Annotated in this window: 18 protein-coding genes; 11 read left to right on the forward strand and 7 right to left on the reverse strand. The window is 48.7% G+C overall.

Annotated features, from left to right (window positions below; translation table 11 throughout):
* Positions 1-118: 118 nt before the first annotated feature.
* From AB1757_29500 to AB1757_29520, 5 genes are all read right to left on the reverse strand, one after another.
* Positions 119-1,645, reverse strand: a complete 1,527-nt coding sequence (locus AB1757_29500) for an AIPR family protein (GenBank protein ID MEW6131201.1) — start codon at positions 1,643-1,645, stop codon at positions 119-121.
* An 8-nt stretch (positions 1,646-1,653) separates the two neighbouring features.
* Complete coding sequence (locus AB1757_29505; protein ID MEW6131202.1) at positions 1,654-2,211, reverse strand: PD-(D/E)XK motif protein; 558 nt, start codon at positions 2,209-2,211, stop codon at positions 1,654-1,656.
* Positions 2,150-4,972, reverse strand: a complete 2,823-nt coding sequence (locus AB1757_29510; protein ID MEW6131203.1) for a DUF3427 domain-containing protein — start codon at positions 4,970-4,972, stop codon at positions 2,150-2,152. The genes AB1757_29505 and AB1757_29510 overlap by 62 nt, the downstream gene beginning before the upstream one ends.
* 19 nt (positions 4,973-4,991) lie before the next feature.
* Complete coding sequence (locus AB1757_29515) at positions 4,992-6,500, reverse strand: DNA cytosine methyltransferase (GenBank protein MEW6131204.1); 1,509 nt, start codon at positions 6,498-6,500, stop codon at positions 4,992-4,994.
* A gap of 159 nt (positions 6,501-6,659) precedes the next feature.
* On the reverse strand, positions 6,660-8,456 hold the full coding sequence (locus AB1757_29520; protein ID MEW6131205.1) for a CocE/NonD family hydrolase: 1,797 nt from the start codon (positions 8,454-8,456) through the stop codon (positions 6,660-6,662).
* Positions 8,457-8,889: 433 nt separating this feature from the next.
* Between AB1757_29520 and AB1757_29525 the strand changes: the two genes are divergently transcribed.
* The 11 genes from AB1757_29525 to AB1757_29575 all read left to right on the forward strand — a co-directional run bounded on the left by AB1757_29525 (position 8,890) and on the right by AB1757_29575 (position 20,085).
* Positions 8,890-9,534 (forward strand): hemolysin III family protein, encoded by a 645-nt coding sequence (locus AB1757_29525; protein MEW6131206.1) that lies wholly within the window; start codon positions 8,890-8,892, stop codon positions 9,532-9,534.
* Between the two features lie 370 nt (positions 9,535-9,904).
* The gene (locus AB1757_29530) at positions 9,905-11,440 is read left to right on the forward strand and encodes a sigma-54 dependent transcriptional regulator (protein MEW6131207.1); all 1,536 of its coding nucleotides are present in this window, start codon (positions 9,905-9,907) and stop codon (positions 11,438-11,440) included.
* Between the two features lie 456 nt (positions 11,441-11,896).
* Complete coding sequence (locus AB1757_29535) at positions 11,897-12,829, forward strand: universal stress protein (protein MEW6131208.1); 933 nt, start codon at positions 11,897-11,899, stop codon at positions 12,827-12,829.
* A 64-nt stretch (positions 12,830-12,893) separates the two neighbouring features.
* Positions 12,894-13,352, forward strand: coding sequence for a universal stress protein (locus AB1757_29540; protein MEW6131209.1), 459 nt, complete (start codon positions 12,894-12,896; stop codon positions 13,350-13,352).
* Between the two features lie 12 nt (positions 13,353-13,364).
* Positions 13,365-13,781 (forward strand): pyridoxamine 5'-phosphate oxidase family protein, encoded by a 417-nt coding sequence (locus AB1757_29545; GenBank protein MEW6131210.1) that lies wholly within the window; start codon positions 13,365-13,367, stop codon positions 13,779-13,781.
* Positions 13,782-14,128: 347 nt separating this feature from the next.
* A complete protein-coding gene (locus AB1757_29550) occupies positions 14,129-16,132 on the forward strand; it encodes a PAS domain S-box protein (GenBank protein MEW6131211.1) in 2,004 nt (667 codons plus the stop codon).
* 255 nt (positions 16,133-16,387) lie between these two features.
* Positions 16,388-17,164, forward strand: coding sequence for a L,D-transpeptidase family protein (locus AB1757_29555; protein ID MEW6131212.1), 777 nt, complete (start codon positions 16,388-16,390; stop codon positions 17,162-17,164).
* A 58-nt stretch (positions 17,165-17,222) separates the two neighbouring features.
* Positions 17,223-17,618, forward strand: a complete 396-nt coding sequence (locus tag AB1757_29560; protein MEW6131213.1) for a TraR/DksA C4-type zinc finger protein — start codon at positions 17,223-17,225, stop codon at positions 17,616-17,618.
* A 48-nt stretch (positions 17,619-17,666) separates the two neighbouring features.
* The gene (locus tag AB1757_29565) at positions 17,667-18,185 is read left to right on the forward strand and encodes a BCAM0308 family protein (protein ID MEW6131214.1); all 519 of its coding nucleotides are present in this window, start codon (positions 17,667-17,669) and stop codon (positions 18,183-18,185) included.
* Between the two features lie 26 nt (positions 18,186-18,211).
* Positions 18,212-18,595 (forward strand): DUF5335 family protein, encoded by a 384-nt coding sequence (locus AB1757_29570; protein MEW6131215.1) that lies wholly within the window; start codon positions 18,212-18,214, stop codon positions 18,593-18,595.
* Positions 18,592-20,085, forward strand: a complete 1,494-nt coding sequence (locus AB1757_29575; GenBank protein ID MEW6131216.1) for an amidohydrolase family protein — start codon at positions 18,592-18,594, stop codon at positions 20,083-20,085. The genes AB1757_29570 and AB1757_29575 overlap by 4 nt, the downstream gene beginning before the upstream one ends.
* Positions 20,086-20,291: 206 nt before the next feature.
* Here the strand turns inward: AB1757_29575 and AB1757_29580 are convergent, their stop codons facing one another.
* Together AB1757_29580 and AB1757_29585 are read right to left on the reverse strand one after the other, a co-directional pair.
* Entirely contained in the window at positions 20,292-21,059 is a 768-nt protein-coding gene (locus AB1757_29580) for a TIGR00730 family Rossman fold protein (protein ID MEW6131217.1), read from the reverse strand.
* A gap of 182 nt (positions 21,060-21,241) precedes the next feature.
* Entirely contained in the window at positions 21,242-21,694 is a 453-nt protein-coding gene (locus AB1757_29585) for a universal stress protein (GenBank protein ID MEW6131218.1), read from the reverse strand.
* Between the last annotated feature and the right edge of the window lie 3 nt (positions 21,695-21,697).

The following is a 21,697-nucleotide window of genomic DNA, read 5'->3' on the forward strand; positions in this document are numbered from 1 at the left end:
GCAGGCACTGAGCAAATTCGCGCAAGCGCCACAAGCGATTTTGTCGTTGTGCAGCCTACCAGAGGAACTGGCTTGGGCTGCCTGAGCGCGTGTTTTTGAAATATCATTTTCTTGAAAGCTATATATTCGCCCGGTAGCTATTTTGATACCAAGGTTGGCGCGTGACCAAACGCTCTGTGTGATGAAATAAAATTGCTTTAGCAATCACATTGCGAAAGAACTCTTCATTAAAGTCTGCTTCGGACTGCTTCCAGTGTTCACCAACCCATTGAGCAAATGCCGTGAAGTTCTTTTGCGCTCCCAGGCTGACAAGATGAGGTAATCCGCGCCAGGCATTCTCAAATTTAGCCAAGTCGGTTTTGTTAATCACCTGATGACGGGGATTCTGAAACAGAAACTTCTTTTTTTCCGTTGCATTCAGCTTAACCTGCTCGTTCAGATATTGTCCGCGGGCACGTTCATAGAACCAGTGCGTTTCGTATTGTGCGCCACCCGTTGCCGGAGCCCACAATCTTCTTGATATATCCTCCATCCGAATATGGAAAGGATGGTTGGAAAAAAAATCTGCATCGCTGACTTTGTTCTGGCTATTCGCGAACTGAGAGATGCGGGGGATCACCGATTCTGCTCTGGCTGGCGTTACCACCGAAAGTTTCATCTGTACAAAAATATTACCCAGTTCAGCTTTGTCTTTGCGACGAGCCAGCGCGAGCGATGCAGTTGTCTGTCCTCCATTAACAATTTGGAGGTAGTTGGCTCGAAGCAGCCGCCAGCCTTGACGCCCGCGCTCTACCTGTACATCAGTTGCTGTTGCGGCAATGCCATTGTTGTAGGCAAAAAACATTTCAGGTTCGTTCAATATGCTCAAGCGAATATTTTTGTTGACTTTGGGTCTGGTGCTGAGGAATGACCGTACATTCCCTTCAAGGAGCCGGCTTCCGAAACGTTCATAGATATCAACAAGGAGACTTGCTGGAATGATGCAGAGATAAGCTTTATATTCGCCTTCGACCTGACCGGCTTCCAGACAGGGTATTCCGGTAGCTGAAAACTCGGTCAAGTCTACTTCCAGTTCGTCGCGCCCCATTGCCGATTCAAAGACCCGATGAAACCGTGTCATGTCCCATATATGAAATTCTAAAGGTCGTTCCGCAACCTGATCTTCCGGCCACTCCTTAACGCGCGCGCTGAGCGCAGAATCTGTCAACAGAAGGGTGCGAAAGCGCAAGATGGCGTCACGCTGTAGATAGAGTTCACTTGCAAGACTGTAGCCGGGGGAACTCTCTTCAATTGTCTGTTGTAATCTGCCCGATATGGCTTCCTCGATGAATGCTTTAAGCATATTAAAATATTTGGTGGCGTCAGTCTGGGTAAGCGTTGCGGCAGTTTCATCGCCTTCATATTTGGCAATAAGCAGGGAAAAAGATCCATCCACTTCATCAAAACAATAGCCATCGACACGCAACTTCCGTTGCCTGCTGCCCGTCCCTTCAAAATGACAGGGTTCAAAGTTATCCAACTCCTCCGTTTCCACCAGTCTTCTGGCAGCTTCGGCTACAAATGCCGCCTCCTCAAAATCGCCTTCCGTGGCAGCAAGGGCGCGCGCCGTTTCAAGAAAATCTTTTCTAAAATCCTGTAGTTCCATATTCTCCCTCAGGTGATTGCGGGTGTTCGTTCAAACGGCAGAATCGCCGGAACTTCCAACTCATAAGAAACTTTCCCAATGCCCACAGGAAGCTGAGAACGACGGATGGCAGGAAATCCTTCTTCGACACGAAATGTCCTGAACTGTCGAAATATATATCCGCGTTCGCCGTATTCTTCGCGGGTTATAAAACCAACCTCTATGAGTCTGGCTTCAAAAATTTCCAGCGCCGCAGGAGCAGATTGCATGGATGCCCTGAGCCTTTCAACGAGGTCGAGAGGAGTAAACACATCAGGATGACTCCCGGGGTTGGCATCATCTAACAGGACGATAACCATGTCCAGGAGATTTATCTGTAAATCCAACTGTTCAGCAGATGAAATCAACACACGATTTGCGCCTGTGCGAATAGTTTTAATTTCATATTCATGGTCAGCAAAAGAATAAGGGAGAATTGTTAGGATTAGGGTTACGCGGCTTACTGAGAGAGCTAACCTCTTCAAATTATTGAAGCAATTCAGAACAGATACTTGGTGACAATTCATGTCCGAGTTTGAATTGAACATTCATTGGAGCATTTCCTTCAACAGATTGAACTGTCACCGTACCACAATAGTAGGCTTTTTCGTGAGATCGAGATTGAACAAAAAGGTGAATTGAGTGTCCTGTCTGTTGATGGTTTAAGACAAGTCGGCCAGCGTCATTATCCTGTCGTTGTTGGTTCTGACTTTGCCAGGCAAAAGTTCTTGAGTCGATAAAACGATTTATGTATTGATGGGCTTGCATTGCACTGCTTGTATCTAATTTGATGATTAAGACTATATTATAGTCGAAAACCATGATTCCAACGTTATGGCGAGCTGGGTCATATTGAACACCAAAATGATTGATGATTTCTGGTCTATCATAACGACGATGCAAAACAAGATCATCTGGCCGCCGGATGATACCACCATGTCGAAGCTTATAATCCCTTTCAAGTGTTAGACGTATTCTTCCCTCAACTTCTATTAAAAACTGCTCTTTTGGTATATGACTCCAAATATCAGGATGCAGCCGGTCATCATTAAGAAGATGCCCTATTTTCTTTCTGAGTGTTTGCCAAGCTTTAGTTTCAGGTAATGGTTTAAATTCTACTTTCCAACGTGGGAAACGCTCAAAAAATTGCGAATATACTTGTTCAGCAGGAATATTCTCATCTACACACAATCCCCAAAGAAGCGCGTATGAATAAACTCGCTGCTGTTGCCAATCACGTTCGATTGCAAGCAAAAACTGATACGCGAAATCATCCTCTCTTAATTCGTCTTCCCATTTTTCAGAGTCATTAGCTGCTTGTCGAACTCGTATCCAAGAACCAAATGCTGATCGAAATACTGAAAATTCTGGACAATCATTACGCCCCCACAAGTCGAGCGGGTAGGGGCGTGGTAAATCTGCTCGTAATTTTAGGTAAGCATCCAGACAGTTTTGTTTTTTTGTTTGGGCTTGTTGCTGTAATTTTTCAAGTATAGCAAGTGTCTGAGTATCGAGAATTACTTCACAATTGCTTGGCGGGGTAAAATTAAGTTCGGGTATGGAAGCTGATGTTTCCCCTGCATCACGATCTTGTAGTGCGTCAATAGCAAGCCAGGCTGACCGATGATGTCCAACAAAATCGAGAACGGTAAGAACGTCAGAATCTCCCGATAATCGCAATCCACGACCAAGTTGCTGAATAAAAATCGTAGAGGATTCAGTCGGCCGAAGAAAAAGAATTGAGTTAATGCAAGGGATATCTACACCTTCATTGAGTACATCAGACACAAAAAGCCATTCAAGAGAATCATTGGGATCTTCAAACTGCTTGTAAACACACTCACGATATTCAACGGCGTCTTCGCCTGTAATAGCAACAGCGCAGTATCCACGTCGTTGAAAAGCGTCTGCCATAAATTTTGCGTGTCTAACTCCTGCACAAAAGCCGACTGTAGCTCGTTTTTTTCCATCGTAACCTCTGTTCAATGCGTGTCTCAGGATTTCGTCCACACGTCGCTCAAGCATTAACGCATTTTCCAACTCATTGACATCAAATCGATTTGAGCGCCATGGGATTTGGGAATAATCGACTGTCACATCACTAATACCAAAATAATGAAATGGCAGTAACCATCGGCGATTTATAGCTTCAACTAGCCGAACCTCATACGCTACATTGTAATCACATAGTCTTAACACATCATGACCATCCTGACGTTCAGGGGTAGCAGTAAGTCCAAGTAAAAAATCGTATGTAAGTGCTTGCAATATTCGTCGATATGATGGTGCTTCTGCATGATGAAACTCATCGACAACAACATAATCAAAATTTCGCTTGAGCAGAGAATCGTTTTGAGATGCGGATTGCACAGTAGCAAATACAAAGTCCGCATTGATCTCATTTATTCCTCCGTACATTTGCCCATAAGATCGATTTTTACCGAATACATTTTTAAATGTTCGTTGAGCTTGTAAAAGATGCTCAAGGCGATGAGATAAATACAAAATATTTTTCGCGTTGAGAGCCTGAGCATCAAATGCAGCTAGAAATGTTTTCCCAATACCGGGCGCTGCAATTACTGCCGCCTTAATTTCTCCAGATTGACGCAGCAAGCCTAATCTTTCAAGAGCCTCGGACTGTGCCTCATTTGGTTTGATAACCTTGTGCTGATAATCAATGTGTTTCTCTTCTTGAGTTATCGGAATGATGGAATGGTTCTCAATATGTATTGAATCAAATAATGGAGACGTAGTTTGCCTAGGCGGAATTGCTTTACTGCGTAGAGCTGTAGCATATTCCTCCGTGAACTTCGGACATACCGTGATTACATCCTCACTGTTCCAAAGTATTTCAAACACTTCTTCTAAGGATTGAATAGCTGCAATATCTCTATGACATAAATTAGCTTCTAAATTTGAAGCGAGTCCTCCTTTGGTAAAGTTGGATGAGCCTACCCAACATTCAGCTACCCCATTGCGAAAAATGTAAAATTTAGTATGAAAGCCTGTATTTTGGTTTACCAGATTTATATTTGTGTATCCCGCTATATGAATTCGAGATTCAACCCCTTTAATATTCAGTAATGTGTTCAACGCTTCTGGCTGAGTAATGCCTAAGTAAGTTGAGGTTAGAATACGTGCCTTTCCACCTCGTGCTGTAAATGCCAATAAATCATCAAGCACAAGTCCCAAGCCGCTGTACCTGAGAAATGATACGGATATAGCTATATTATTAGAAGTGCGGAATCCTCTACGCAAAACATCAACCATCCGAGTCTGACCTGGAATGTTTGACACAACGTGGTTCAAGATTATCCTCCAAAAAAAATTAGGCAGTCTCACATACTGTGAAACTTCGACACTGTGTCGGGTCATAGTGAATGTAATAATGCCCGTTTTTTGAAATATGCGAAGTAATTGTTGTTGATGGCTGGTCAGCAAGTTGTCCCCGGAAACGATCCGAAAAATTGTTTCCCTGCAAAGCGGCTTCGACATTGGCGTGTTCGGGCAGCAAAACTTCGGGAAAGTGTTTCAGATTCGGCGAACGGGAAAACGCCTGTGCATAACAGGCGGCATAAAAATATCGGTACAGGTCTTTCACGATATGTCCGCGAGTGTTGTGATTGCACACTCCTTCCATACGCCCATCAATAAACCAATTATTTTCATGCTCAATTGTCGGCGTACAGAAAATGAATTCATCACCTCTGCCCAACTCCTCGCGCTCAATTTGTGCAAGCGCGGCGGTCATCAACCGACGTACCTCTATACCCGCTTTTAATTCGGCAGCCTGAAAGAAACAGTTGTTCGACATGGCTTTCAACTGATTCACCCAAGCTCTGCTGCTGTCGCCTTCACGCGACAAGCCGCTACGCAGGCGCGGCAGACCCGACAGTACGGCTTTCGTTTTCGCCGCTGGTTTCTGCCGGAGTGTTCGAGGCTCCACACCGCACAAGTCTTCACGAATACCGAGAATGATGATGCGATGACGAGCCTGTGGAATGCCATGTTTTTCCATGCGAACGACAAATTGGCTGAGGTCTTGATTTTCCGTTATCTCAGTTGTGGAGAAGAGAGAGTAGTCATGAGTGTTTCCGTTATAATTCGCCAGAGCGAAAAGTTTGTAACGCGAAGAGAGCGTATGATTGATTTTCAGAATGCTGCGCACTTGTCGTCCTTCACGTCGCAAAGCCCGCACAGGCTCCTGCAAATCTTCACAGATGCGTTCAAATATCCGCTGGTCTTTCAAAGTCGCTGACAGCAAGCCTTTGACGTTTTCCATTACGAAGACCGATGGCAGGTGATCGGCAATGATTTGCAGATATTCCACATAAAGATATTGTCGTTTGTCATCTTCGGGAACGTAATCATCAATGCCTTTATTTCTTGATCTGCCTGCAAGTGAGTACGCCTGGCATGGCGGCCCGCCGATTAAAACCCAGTGCTGCGCATTGGCGATGCCATTGTCAATCCACTGCTGAACAACTTCGCATTTTTCTTCGCCAAGTGTCGCCTGACGCGCTTCAATTGCTGCCTTTGTTGCTTCTATCGGGTGTTTATCAAATAAAGTCTTCATCCGCTTTTCAAGCGGTTCACCGGTATTGCGAAGACAATCATAATAGTCATCAGGAACTTGATGTTTTGAAAACTGTCTGTAGAAAGCGCGAAGCAGTAGCGTTGTATGGGCGATGGGATCCTTTTCTATTGAAAGTCTGACTTTGAATGGATGCTGTGAATCTCCGGTTTCAAAGGCGCTGAAACCTTCGCTCAAGCCTCCGGGTCCGGCAAATATATCCACGACAGCAATGGATTGACTGGTGTTGCGTTGTTTTTTCAAGATGCCTCTCAATAAGGATTTTTCTTGGGAACTTCCTTTGCTGATTATGCCGTTGAACGTGCAAAAGAACAGATGATCGGACGGTCTTATATTGTCATTTGATTCTCGTCCAGACCTTCAACGACCAGCGGTTTGACTGATGAACTGTGTAAATTCCAATTACGGTTTCGGAATAATTGGCAGAATGATTGCCGACGGATGCTCGGCATCGTGATAAATCGTCTGTTGCGCTGTGAGCATTCGCGTTCCTCGCATGGTCGCTTCGCCGGTATTTAAATTGCGATTGAAACGCGGGAAATTGCTGCTTGAAATATACACGCGAATGCGATGCCCGGCTTTGAAGACGTTGCTGGTCGCCCACAAATCAATGGTGTATTTGTAAATTTTGCCTGGCTCAATGGCTTCGGCGCGCTCTGTGGAATTGCGATAGCGCGCGCGCGCGATGCCATCGGTTAAAAATCGCGCATAACCATTCGCGTCAACATCAACAATCATCGCCGTGAAATCCGTATCGGTCGCTGAACTCGCGGCGTAAAGTTCTACGGTGATATAACCCGTCACCTCGGTGTCGCGTTCAAGCGGCGGCGTTGAAAAGACCAGCACATCCTGACGCGATTCATTAGGGCGTTGGTCGAAAGGTCCCGGCGCAATCGCCGCGCCGCAACACAGTCTGCCGCCAATCGTCGACACGGGATTTTGCGGGTCATATTCAAATGTATCGGGCTTTTCTTTGCCCGGCGCTTTGACGCTCAATTCGCCGTCGCCGCTTGATGAATTCGCGCCTTTCGTGGCATGCAGAAAATATTTGGTGTAAGCGGTGCGCGCTAAGGGAAATTCTTTTTCATCGCGCCAGACATTATCGCCCATTACAAACAGGCGAACCGGCGCATCGCTGGCAAATTCATTGTGAATACCTTTGAGCGCATAATCGAACCATTTGACCATCGTGCCATTGAAATCGAACACCGCGTTTTTACCGAAAACCACATCGCCGATTTTGCCTTCGGGCGAAGTCGCGGCGTGCGCCCAGGGACCAATCAGTAAGCGTTGACCATCGCGCGCCGCAGGTGTGGCTGCGCGTTTTTGCAACTCGACAAAATTTTTAATCGAACCTTTCAAAAAGATGTCGTGCCAGCCGCCTGAATGCAATGCTTTGATATCCATCTCCTGATAGTGGTCGGAAATTTTCCAGCGACGCCAGTATTCATCATCGCGTTCGTGTTCGACCCAGTCGCGAAAATAGGGTACGACTTCGGCAGGCGTTGCCGGCGCAATCAAACGATAATCTTCAACCGGGAGTTGTCTGACCCATTCTTTGGCGCGGTTCTGCGCAGCGGTTTTCCGTCGCATGGTGTCTTCGGCAAGTCCGCTCGTCCACGAACTTACGAACCATTGCATGAGCGCGCCGTTTTGATAGGTCCAACCATCGTAATATTCCGAAGCTGTGATGTAGGGAAAAATCGCTTTCAAATGCGGCGGTTTGGCGATTGCCGCAAGCATCTGCGTCGCGCCGACATATGAACCGCCGAACATGCCAACCGAACCGTTTGCATATTCGAGACCCGCTGCCCATTCGATAGTGTCATAACCATCGGCGCTTTCATATTTGAAAGGATAGAATTCGCCTTCGGAATCGAAACGCCCGCGGGTGTCCTGCAAAATCGCAACATAACCGCGCGACGCCAGATAGGTTCCGGTGTAAGCATCGCGCCGGTTATAAGGTGTGCGCGTCAGTAGCACAGGAAATTTGCCGGGCGCTTTCGGGCGATAAATATCCGCGACCAATCTGATGCCATCGCGCATCTTCACGCGCACGCCGGTCTCCACGGTTACGGCATAGCCTTCGGCGGGCGCAACCGATTGCGCGGCTGCCGGCGATGGCAAAAACCCTATCGCGGCGATTGATAACACCAACATCAGTTTGCGAATCAGCAAGAGGTTGGAAATTGGTTTCATGATTCTATCCTTTCGTTGATTTTTAGACGCCTGTAAAAATGCCTATAGTCAATACCATGCTCGCAAGCTTCAAGCAACTTCGGCGTTGTCATTGGTAAAGGTCGGGTGCGATTAAAAGTGGGACTTGCTTTGGAGTGGGGTAACAAGTTGCCGCTTTGGCGTAACCTGGAAAGCGATAGGGGCATCGCTGCAATCAGTAAATTTGCCGCGTAATAAAAGCGGTGACCAGTCACCGCACTCCAAATAAAGCGTGATGCCGTCAGTTGCAACCACTGGGTTATAGAATGAGTCAAGGAAAGCGCGAATTCTGAATCCCGCTTTTAATTGCATCCTGGCAAAAGTTAAATAATCGTTTCCCGGATTGTCAGAAAAACTTTTGCAGGATAAATTTTAAGGGTTTCATTGGTGATATGATCGAAAGGACGGGAAAGCGATGAATGCAAAAACTGAACGAATGCCTACGCTTGGCGAAGAGATTGCCAACGCCATCAGTCATGGTTTTGGTGCTGTATCGGCATTAGCGGCAAGTCCGTTTCTTTTAGTGGCGGCATCGGCGCGGGGCGGCGCGCTGGCGGTCACCAGCGCCAGTATTTACTGCACCAGTCTCGCCTTATTGTATCTCTCGTCGACGCTTTATCACGCGCTACCACAGGGACGCGCCAAACGGGTGTTTCAGATATTCGACCACAGCGCCATCTTTGTGTTGATTGCCGGAACCTATACGCCGTTTGCGTTGGGCGCGTTGCGGGGGGCGTGGGGATGGAGCGTGCTCGCAGCGGTTTGGAGTCTTGCCGTTGTCGGCATCGTTGTTGAAGCGATAGGTTGGCGTTACCGCCATATCGTCTCGATGGCGCTTTATTTGATAATGGGTTGGTTGGCGTTGCCCGCCATGCGCCCAATCATTGAGCGGGTCGCGACCCCCGGCATTATTTTACTGGTGATAGGCGGCGTGACCTATACGCTGGGCGTCGGCTTTTACGCGCTCAAGAAAGTGCGCTATGCCCATCTGGTATGGCATCTGTTTGTCCTGGCAGGCTCGGCTATTCATTTCGTTGCCGTAATGTTGTATGCCGCGTGAACGCTTGAGTGCGCCATAAGGTAAACGCGGCTTCGCTTTTATTTCTTGTCGATGCGGAACGCTTTTGTTTACGGCTTCACGATAAGCGCGAAGCATGGCAAAGTTGTATATGCAGAGATTCAATATTAAAAATCGCCAAGCGCCATGCCAATTTGCTTGAACTCAGAGAATCGCTTCGCAGAAAGTCTCGCGCCGCCTTATCACAGATAATTTCACCGCGAAAAATCTAACGAATGTTGTCTATCTGTCGCTTTTCCTCTAAATTTTATCTTCGCATTCCCTAAACCGAGTTGCTAGCGGGTAATCGTAAACCGGTTATACTTTTATTAAGTACAAAAACAAGCGAATAATCGATGATTGGAATAGAAGAATGGTCAAAGAGAAAGTATTAATCGTTGATGATGAAGAGATGGTGCGCTGGACGCTCAAAGAGGCGTTGCGCAGTTGGGGTTACGAAACCATCGAAGCCGGAACGGTGGCGCAAGGCTTGAAAGAGTTTGACGCCGAGCAACCGACAATTATTCTGCTCGACATCAATCTGCCGGATGGTTCCGGCATTGACGCTTTGCAGGAAATCAAACGACGGCAACCGGATGCCGTGGTGATTATGATTACCTCAGAAGTCATCATTGAAAACACCATCGCGGCGTTGCGCGGCGGGGCTTACGATTTCATCAGCAAACCCGTAAGCCTCGAAGAATTGCAGGTCACTATTCGCAACGGCACAGAGGCGCAATTACTCAGAAAAGAGGTGCGCTCGATTCGTCGCGAACGCGCGCGCCAATTCAACTTCGATCAAATCATCGGCGAGTCTCCGGCGCTGCGCGAAGTCATTATGCTCGGCAAAAAGGTTGCCGAAAGCGAAGTCTCATCGGTGCTTTTACAGGGCGAATCGGGAACCGGAAAAGACCTGGTGGCGAAAGCCATTCATTATGCGTCGCGCCGCGCCAATCAACCGTTTGTTGCCATCAACTGCGCAGCTATCCCCGCAAGCCTCATGGAATCGGAACTCTTCGGTTATGAAAAAGGCGCGTTTACCGATGCCAAAGCCCGCAAAGAGGGAATGTTTGAACAGGCGCAGGGCGGTACATTATTCCTTGATGAAATCGGCGAGATGGAACTCAGCCTGCAAGCCAAATTGTTAAGGGTTCTCGAAGAAGGCGCGTTTCGTCGGGTCGGTGGATTGAAAGATATTCCGCTCGATGTGCGAGTCATTGTCGCTACCAACCGCGATTTGAAAGCTGAAAGCGAAGCCGGAAAATTTCGCCTCGATTTATACTACCGCTTTTCCGTCATTCTTATCGAAATTCCGCCGCTCAGAGAGCGCGAAGATGATGTGTTGATTTTAGCCAATCACTACATTGAACAATTCAATAAACAGTTCGGCAAACGCATTCGCGGTTTATCCAACGAAGTGGTTGACCTGTTTTTACAGTATAGTTGGCCCGGCAATGTGCGCGAGTTACGCAATGTCATCGAGCGGGTGATGATTCTGGAAGACAACGATATTATCACGGCGAAATACCTGCCGCGCGGCTTTGACCGGGGTGAGAGCGCACCGTTAGCGGCGCGTGATTTGAGCCGTGAAATCAAAGCGCCAACGACAATGGAACCGGCAGTCGCCAGTGTTTCGACGGGCGGCACTCAGCCTTCATCTGCAACCGCTTTCAGCGAACTCAGCAAAGCGCCCGAATCGGTTGACCACGCCGAAACTGCAAACGTCGCCTTCAGTGTGACTTTACCGACCGAAGGCATCATTCTCGAAGATTTGGAAATGGCGCTGGTTAAACAGGCGCTCGAGCGCAGCAATGGCAATCAAACCCGCGCCGCTGAACTGCTGGGAATTTCCCGCGACCAGTTGCGCTATCGTTTGAAAAAACTCGAAGAGGCAGGTCTCGAAAAGTAGTCTGAATCGCTTTACTCCTGCACAAAAAATATTTCCTGAAGGGCAGCCAAGCAGCTTGCCCAATCTTTACTGAAGTAAACCGAAGTCTTAACCTGTGGATTGGCGATTCAAGGCAGTTGCTCGCGCCATTTCTTACGCGAGCCATTTATTCCCCTCTCTCCTGCACAATCTGAACTTATGCAATCGGATAACCTAACTTAACTAGCGGTCGGTTGATGATTTTTTAGCTTTTCAAATTTCCCCTCGTCGAGTTACGACCAGACAGTTCCGGGCAAAGTGAGAGTTTTTTCACAAGGTGATGGGCGGAGGCTACTCCCCAAACTGCGGAAATCTACCCGCTCAAATGGTCATAATTTCGCAAAACTGAATTCAGATTTGCAAATTTTAAAGCGGCACAGTCATTGCACTAGCTTGAGTCCATAGAACTTGGGAGAAATTTTGGGAGAGTGAGAAGGTATGATGCATCTATCAAAAATTCCGAATAAGCGCATAGGCTTTAGCCGCATCGTTTGCCCGGTGGATATGGCGCCGGATTCTGATGAAGCCCTGCGATATGCGATTGCGCTGGCGCGGGACTATTCGGCAAAACTCTTTATTCTGCACGCCGTCGATGACCGCAAAATTGTGGATTTATCGGAACGGGCGCAAATTAAAAGTGTTTTGGAAAACTGTGTCGGCAAACATATGCAGTTTGAATCCTCGGAAGAGTTTGATTGCAGCATCCTGCTGGTTGAAGGCGAGCCGGTCGAAGCGATTGTTTCGCGAGCCGCGGAACTATCAGCCGATTTGATTGTCATGCGTTCACAACGCCGCCCCAAAGCTTCCGCGCTGCTGGGGTCAACGGCTGAAGCGGTGTCGCGCATTGCCCCCTGTCCGGTGATGGTTTCACATCCCAATGAACAGGACTGGGTAGGCAAAACGACAAAGGGTGAACTCAACCGTGTGCTGGTGGCTTATGATTTTTCCACCGATGCGGAACTGGCGCTCGCTTACGGGCTATCGCTTGCCGAAGAGTATCAAGGGGAATTGCATCTGCTGCATGTGTTGCCGGAGCGGCGCAATTCAGAGACGCCGGAACTTTCGCGTCTGCCTTTCACGATGGATGTGACCTTTCAAGCGGCAGCAGCGCGTTTGAATGGCATGGTGCCGATGGAAGCCCTCGCCTGGTGTGACTTGAAACAAGCCATACGCGAAGGTCAACCTTATCGCGAAATTCTCAATTATGCCGAAGAAGAGGGCATTGATTTGATTTGCATGGGCGCAAGCGGTACAGGATATGGAATGCGTACGCTTTTTGGCTCAAATGCTGATCGGGTGCTGAGACAAGCGCCCTGCCCGGTGTTGATTGCGCGACCTTTGCGACCCAACATCCAAGCCGCGAAACCGTAAATTTTGGAGCAAAATTTGCATCTATGCGTGTAAAAAAGTAGAGGTTAAAGAAGGAGGTAACGATATGAAAATCCTATTAGCCGTAGATGGTTCCGCTTTTAGCGATGCGGCGGTCGAGTCTGTCGCCAGACGTCCGTGGGCTGCCGGTAGCGAAGTGAAAGTCATTTCCGTGATGGAACCGTTCCAACCCTATATGACAGAGGTCTGGTCATTGCCCGCAGATTTCTGGGAAGAGATGGATAAATCGGCGCGGCAACAGGCGACGGATGCGATTGATAAAGCGACACAGGCTTTTAAGAAAGCTGAAAGCAATTTGGCAATTACCACCGAAATTATCAAGGGCAATCCCAAGAGCGCGATTGTGGATGAAGCGGAAAAATGGGGTGCGGATTTGATTGTTCTCGGCTCGCATGGTTATACCGGACTCAAACGCATGTTCTTAGGTTCGGTTTCTCAGGCAGTGGCTTCGCATGCGAAATGCTCTGTTGAAATTGTTCGCACCGGTGAAGCCGTAGCCGCTTAAACGAAGGGTTGTATGTTAAGACGCCTTAGTGATGAAGAGACGCGAGAAGTTTTAAGTCATGGACATCTCGGTCATCTGGGGTGTGTGAGCGAAAACGCGCCCTATGTAGTGCCGGTGAGTTATGTCTATCACGATGGCGATATTTATGTTCACTCAACCCTGGGTAAAAAAATTCAAGCGTTGCGCCAGAACCCGCAAGTCTGTCTGCAAGTTCAGGAATTGCAAAACGGCTATACCTGGCGCAGCGCTATCGCTTTTGGGCGTTACGAAGAACTCATCGACCCGGATGAGCGATTATGGTTTATGCGAAGAATCCTGACGCGCTTTCCCTATCTGACCCCGGTTGAAGACATGACCACTGGCAAAGGCAAAGAGATTGTCATCTTTCGCCTGCGAATCGACAAGGTTACGGGACTCAGTGAAAGTTGAACCGCATTTGATGCCGGTTTATCAACCTCTTCAGTTTATATCCCTTGAACGATAATCCCTGCAAAATTAACCGATTCTTTGGGCTTGATGCTTGTGCAAGGCAGCGCAACCTTGTACGATAGAGTACGAATCTCGCTGCTAAACATAAAAATTCTTAACCAATAGAGATTCACTACATTGGAAACTAAGTTAGTTGATATTCCTTTAACGTTCAGAGTTACGCATTGATGCGTAAATCGCTCTTCTCCCACACCTGAGGGCGTTACTCTGAACCTCAAGAAAGTTAGCTTCCAATGTATTCACTAAAAGACCCTTTACGACATTGAGATTTCACTAATTGCAGACGTATGAAAGATCGTACGGTATCAACAACCCATGAGGCAGTAGACTTGAATGAAGGCGCATCTTTACGCGCAAAATCCGACCCATTCGAGCCTTACAGCAATATCCTCAGCCGTACCATTTTGGAAAACCCTATGCAACTTGCTGAAATCATCAACTCCGCGATGGATGCGATTATTACTGTGGATTCATCGCAACGTATCGTTTTATTCAATGCTTCAGCAGAGAAAATGTTTGGCTGTCCGGCGGCTGAAGCGATTGGCCATTCACTCGACAAATTCATTCCTGAACGCTTTCGCGCTGCGCATGCAGAGTACATTCCGAAATTCGGAAAGACCAACGCCACCAAACGTTCGATGGGGTCGCTCGGCACGGTTTTCGGATTGCGCGCCAATGGTGAGGAATTTCCCATTGAAGCTTCGATTTCGCATGCCCACACCAATGAGGAGCGCTTTTTTACGGTCATCATCCGCGATGTGACGCAACGCAAACTTGATGAAGAACGTTTGCTCGAGCAGGCGGCGCTGCTCAATCACGCGCGCGATGCCATCGTCGTTCGCGACCTCGATGACCGGATTTTATTTTGGAATAAGAGCGCCGACCGTTTGTATGGATGGACTGCGCAGGAAGCGATTGGCAGAAAAGTTCAAGAATTATTGTACGACGAAAATACCGCACAATTTGAAGAAGCCAAACGCACGGTTCTCGAAAAAGGCGAATGGGTTGGCGAGATTCGCCAGCGCCACCGCAATCACAAAGAGTTGATTACCGAAGGACACTGGACACTGGTGCGCGATGAAAGCGGACAACCGAAATCCATCATGGCAATCAACACCGACATCACTGACAAGAAAAAGTTAGAAGCGCAGTTTTTGCGCGCCCAACGCATGGAAGGCATTGGCACACTTGCCGGAGGCATTGCTCATGACCTCAACAACTTGCTGGCACCGATTTTGATGTCGATTCAACTGCTGCAACTGAAACATAACGATGAAGAGACGCAAAACCTTTTGAAAACCCTGCGCATCAATGCCGAACGTGGCGGGCAGTTGATTAAACAGGTGCTGGCGTTTGCCAGAGGCATCGAAGGTGAACGCATCGCCCTGCAACCGAAACACATCGTCCGCGACATCGTTAAAGTTCTCAAAGATACCCTGCCGAAATCCATAGAGATTGTGATGACGCTGCCGGAAAACAAAGAGTTATGGAATATCAAAGGTGACGCCACCCAACTGCATCAGGTGTTGATGAATCTTTGTGTGAATGCGCGTGATGCCATGCCCGATGGCGGGAAAATCACCATTACTCTGGAAAACCGCATCATTGATGAAGCCTATGCGCGCATGCATCTGGAAGCCAAACCCGGTCGCTATGTCGTCATCACGGTTGAAGATTCCGGCGAAGGGATTAAGCCGTCCATCATTGATAAAATTTTTGAACCGTTTTTTACCACCAAAGAACAGGGCAAGGGGACGGGGCTTGGACTGTCGACGGTGATGGCGATTGTGAAAAGTCATGGCGGCTTTATTGATGTTTACAGTGAACCGGGCAAAGGCACCAAATTCCGTTTGTCATTTCCGGCAATCGATACCGGGATGCTTTCGGAACAAAAAGAGGTGACTCCCGAACTGCCGCGCGGGCACGGCGAATTGATTCTCGTGGTCGATGATGAGGAAGCCATACGCGAGGTCACCAAAGGCATTTTGCAAGCTTTCGGTTATGCGGTCTTGACCGCCAATGACGGCACTGAAGGGGTCGCATTGTTTGCCCAAAACAAGGACAAAATCGCTGTGGTGTTGACCGACATGATGATGCCCTACATGGATGGCACGGCGACCATTCGCGCCTTGCGCAAGATTGACCCGAATGTCCGGGTGATTGCCAGCAGCGGTTTAACCGATAACGGTAAAAATTTTGAAACCGCCGGTTTGAGCGTCAGAACTTTTCTGTTGAAACCTTACTCTGCGGAAAAATTGCTGACCACCATTGCTGAGGTTCTCAAAAGCTAGAGCGGCTGGCTCAACCGGTTCCGAGTAAAATCAATCACAGGCGGCGCTAAATTTGCGCCGCAATCCATATCCTGTTGAAACGCTTGTCGGGCAATGCCCGATGAAAACGCAATCATCCTGATTCACTGCGCTTTATTCCCCTGCGAAGGGTTTAACTAAAGCGAAATTTCACGCAAAAAAGCCGCTGATGCACCCGCTCAGGCGCATCTCGAAAGCCATTTTAATGGCGCATAATTTGCACACAACAACCTATGCATGAACGGCAACAGCAAAAATCCGCGACCGTTTTTTGACACGAGAGGGTTTTTATATGTAACGGGTTTCCTGCTCTGCCTAACACTCACCGGCGCAAGTGTCTCGGCTCAGGATGGCTTTATCTCTTCTGCCGGACAGAACGAAACTTTACCCCAGCAAAAAAAGGCTACCGAGCCTTTATCAAAAGCTGAAATTCTGGAAGCGGAAAACCTGCTTGCCGGGTTGGGGTATTGGACAGGTGCCATTGACGGGGTATTTGATGAAGGGTCAAGGCAGGCGTTGATTGCGTTTCAAAAAATTACCGGGCGCAAGCGAACCGGCAAATTAACCAGAGACGAATACGCCGCTTTATTGATTGCCGAAAAACCTCTGCCGCGTGAACCCGGCTATGCGCATGTTGAAGTAGACCTGTTTAAACAGGTGCTTTTTATGGTGGACGTTGAGGGCGCGGTCTCGCGCATTCTGCCGATTTCATCCGGCAGTGGCAAAGAGTTTACTTCCGAAGGGTGGACGCGCCGCGCGGTGACGCCAACCGGAAAATTCACTGTCTGTCGCAAAATCCAGGGCTGGAGAAAAAGTCCGCTCGGTCTGCTCTACTATCCGAACTACATTTGCGGCGGCATTGCGATTCACGGCAATCCTTCGGTTCCGGTTACGCCGGCAAGTCACGGTTGCATTCGCATTCCGATGTTTGCCGCCGTCGAATTCAGTCGGTTGACCCCGGTTGGCACCATCGTGGTGGTGCATGATGAAAAACCGCTGGCGCTGAAACCCTGAGCCAAACCTTCAGGCGAATTTTTCTTTCAACGGAATCCTTGAATTGTAGAGGAGTGACATGATGAAAAGGACAGCAATCAAAACCGATTTGACTCGTGACCAGGTTTTCGCACAACTCGAAGCCCGTCTGCTTAAACAGCGGCGTCAATTGGAACAGGCGATTGCCAGAAATATTACGGCAACGGCGGATGAAATGCAGGGTGACTGGCAGGAGCGCGATTCGCCCGCTGAAGATGAGTTGCGCGAAGTTGAATTTATGCACCGCGCCAATCTGCAAACCGAATTGCGCGACATCGATGAGGCGCTGGCGCGTTTGCATCAGCACTTATTCGGCATCTGTGTTGATTGCGGTCGGAAAATCGCCACCCGACGGTTACTCACAAACCCTATGGTCGCGAGATGTCTGGATTGTCAGACCCGCAGCGAAGCTGACATTCGGACACCGAGTTTATAGTTTTGTCATTTTAATCAACCGCAGAGATTTTTGCTACAGGAGGTGTTTATGCGTACCACAAAACGATATACCAATACGTCTTTCACCAAACGGGTTGACCATCCAACTGCCGCGTCAAACCAACGCCCGGCTAAAGAACCTTCGATTTGTAAAAGCTGTGGCGCGATTTACGCCAATCGCCGTTGGTCTTTAGAAGCGCCCGCCAAAAAAGGTAAAGCGCAAAAATGGGAACCTTCACAATACACTGTTTGCCCGGCTTGTGTGCAGAAAAATGTCGGCGTTCCCGGCGGGTTTTTATTTGTTGATGGCGCATTCTGGCAAGCCCACCGGCAAGAGATCGAACTGCTTTTGCAGAATGAAGCCGCGAGAGCCGCTGAAACCAACCCGTTGGCGCAAATTATCAATTGGCAAGCCGAGGGCGAAACCAAACTCACTTTAACGACAACCACCGAGCATCTGGCGCAACGGCTCGGACACGCGCTTGAAAAGGCATTTGACGGTGAAGTGCGCTATGATTTTTCACATGAAAATAAACTGGCGCGTGTCTGGTGGCATAGAGATTCATAGTCCGTTTTCATCAAGGAGATTTGATTATGCCGACGAATGAAATTCCGAAAAGCGAATGGAAAAATTTCTTTCATGACTTCAGCCGTTTTCATCGAGGGTGGATTCTCACTGTCGAAATCTTCAGCAGAGATTTCGGCGCGCAACACGAAACCCGCGAGATTCCCTTTGAGGGGATCATTGCCGAACTCAGCCAGAATGGGCACAGCAGTCTGGAATTGATTATGGGAGAAAGCGCCAAAAATCACCTGACCCACACCATCACTGCGCCGACCCATGTGCGATATGAGAGCGAAGGGCAAAGCGAAGTCATTCAAATTGAATCGCAGGATGGGGTGACGACGCTGCTCAGTTTTCATCGCGCTTCGCTTCCAGACCGCGTGACCATAGGCATGTTAAAAGAGCTGCTATGAGAAAATTTCTGGTGATGCTTGCGTTGCTTGCTGTACTGGCATTTCCACTCATCAGACCATCTCAAGAACTCGCCATATCCGGCTCGCTCGTCATCAATCACGTTACGGTTATTGATTTAACCGGAAGCCCCGCGCAAAAGGATATGACGGTGGTTGTGAGCGGCGGACGCATCAACGAAATTTTCCCGACACCCGACAATCGCTTTTCCGAAAACGCCAGGGTCATTGATGGCACAGGTAAATTCCTGATCCCTGGCTTATGGGATATGCACGTCCACGTTTTGCAAAAACGGCGATTGCCGCATACCGCCGCCAGGTTTCTGACAAACGGCGTGACCGGCTTTCGCGATATGGGAAGCCCGCCCGATGAACTCGCAGAAATCCCCGTGTGGCGTCAGGCAATCCGCGACGGGTCACTGCTTGCGCCGCGTTTTGTTGCCGCAGGCGCGATACTTGACGGGTCGCCGGCGATGTTCCCGCACCTGTCCATCGGCGTAAAAGATGCAAGCGAAGCTCGCCGGGCGATTGCTGATTTGCGCGACTACAAAATCGACTTCATCAAAGTCTATACCTTGCTTTCCCGCGATGCCTATTTTGCGATTGCCGATGAAACCCAAAAAAATAATCTGCCGTTTGCCGGGCATGTTCCCGATAGCGTCAGTGCCGTTGAAGCCTCGGACGCCGGGCAACGAAGCATTGAACACCTGAGCGGCGTGTTGCTCGCCTGTTCGACAGATGAAGATGATTTGCGCCGCCGCTTGCTCGAAGCCCGTCGCGCCGGCGATGCGGCGCTGTTGCACGATGCGCTTGAACGGATTCTCACGAGAGGCGCGCAAACCTACAGTCAAGCGAAAGCCGAAAATCTCTTCGCCCATTTCGCGAAAAATCAAACCTGGCAAACCCCGACTCTGGTCGGACTCTGGAACCCTGAGCTTGCCAATCGAAAAAAACCGCGTCAACCCGATGATCTGCAATTCAACAAAACCCCGGCATGGTTTAAAACCCAGCCGCTATTTCAAGGGCAATCGTTATTGCAAGCGCAATCGCTGTGGTTGGATGGCTGTTGTCTGAACGCTTCGGCGGAAAATATTTTCAGCTTTGCAGGCAATGATAAAGTTCCCGAAATCATGCAGGCGATGCATAGAGCCGGCGTCCGGTTTTTAGCCGGAACCGATGCGCCGAACCTCTGGGCGCAGCCGGGCGCAAGCCTTCATCGGGAGTTGGAATTATTCGTCGAATTGGGACTCACGCCAATGGAAGCCTTGCAAACCGCGACGCGCAATCCGGCAATTTATCTCGGCTTGAGCGATTCGCTTGGAACGATTGAACAAGGCAAAATTGCCGACCTCGTGTTGCTTGATGAGAATCCCCTTGATGATATTCGCAATACTCGGAAAATCGCAGCGGTCATGGTGAACGGACAATTTTTTACACGAGCAGAGTTGCTGGCGCGATTGGCTGAAAATGAGGCGAACAGCCTGGCGAATTAAACCGTCGTTGAATGCCGGAGGTTTTACCAAAAAATTTAATCGGCTCCAGACGAAGGGTGAAAATTGTTCCTCGGATTCGGCGGACAAGGCGGATCAGATTTTCAGGCAGGCTATCTGTTTCATCTGTCCAATCACCAAGATACACTTTCTTTTTTTTAAGGGCGTCTGCTTTTAATAACCATTTCCTGATGGTTGTAATCCCCACATCATTCGCCGAGCCAGCGCCGACGCTTCATGACTTTCTTTCGCTGCAAGCCGAATTTTTCAACCGCATGTTTTTGGATGTGCGCCATAGCTTCATCCGTCGAATCGGTGACTAACAGTAAATCCAAATCTTCGGGCGAAATGGTTTTTGCGATAACCATCTTGCGCAGAAAATCCATCATCGGCGCGTAATAATCTGTGCCCATTAACACCACGGGAAAGTTCAAAACTTTTTTGGTTTGAATCAAGGTGAGGGCTTCAAACAATTCATCCATCGTTCCCATGCCGCCGGGCAAAACGATGAAGGCGTAAGAATATTTGAGCAGCATCACTTTGCGCACAAAGAAATATTTGATGCTCACCCAGCGGTCGAGATAGGGGTTGGGTTTTTGCTCAAAAGGCAATTGAATGTTGCACCCGACCGAGCGCCCGCCGACCTCTTTCGCGCCGCGATTGGCGGCTTCCATAATGCCTGGCCCGCCGCCGGTCATCACCGTAAAGCCTAAATCGACCAGTTTGCCGCCGACCTGGCGCGCCATTTCATAATAGGGGTGGTCTGCGGTAAATCGCGCCGAGCCGAAAACCGTCACACAGGGTCCGACAAAATGCAGGGTGCGAAAACCTTTTAAAAATTCCCACATGATGCGAAAGAGCATCCACAGTTCCGATTGTCGGGAATGCGGGCCTTCGAGGAAATAACGTTCTTTGGGACTTTTTTCTGCCGGTACTTTCGCGGTTGCCGAAGGCAGTCCTTCGATATTTGTCGCCATATGCTTATTCTCGCTTTAAAAAATTCTGACTGCGGGGATTTAGAGTTTAGAACAACGACCGGGATTTTCACACTGCGCGGTGTGCTGGTGTGGAAAGCGAACAAAAAAAGCTTAAAAGTTTTTTTTCATCGCCCGGGTGAATCGGGCGCGAATGAATCAAGGTGCCATCCCGAAGTTTTACTTCACCCGTGCAGTTGGCTTGCAAGAGATTTATCGGGTTTTTTCGCGCGGATGATTTCAACCGAGCAAGGCGAATGGCGCAAAACATCTTTTGCGGTGTTTTTGGAAAGCAGGTGGCTGAGGGTGGTTTCGTGCGAGCCGAGCAAAATAAAATCCGCGCCCCAGGTTTTGGCAAAGTTGACGATGCTTTTTGCCGGACGACCTTTCATAATCGCGGCGGTTGTTGAAATGCCACGGGCGCGCAATTTTTCGGCAGCATGTTTGACCAGAGATTTTGCCGAAGTGTTTTCGGCTTCGACATAAGCTTCGACATCAACGAAATGTGATGAGAGCGATTTCGGGTCGCGCACATAGAGCACGCACATGGCGGTGTCGGGCGACCACTCACGCGCAACGATTTCATTGATGACAGCAGTTGAATTGAGCGACCCATCAATAGCAACGAGCACTTTCATCTG

It is taken from the genome of Acidobacteriota bacterium (assembly GCA_040754075.1).
In the GTDB taxonomy this organism is placed as follows: Bacteria; Acidobacteriota; Blastocatellia; order UBA7656; family UBA7656; genus JBFMDH01.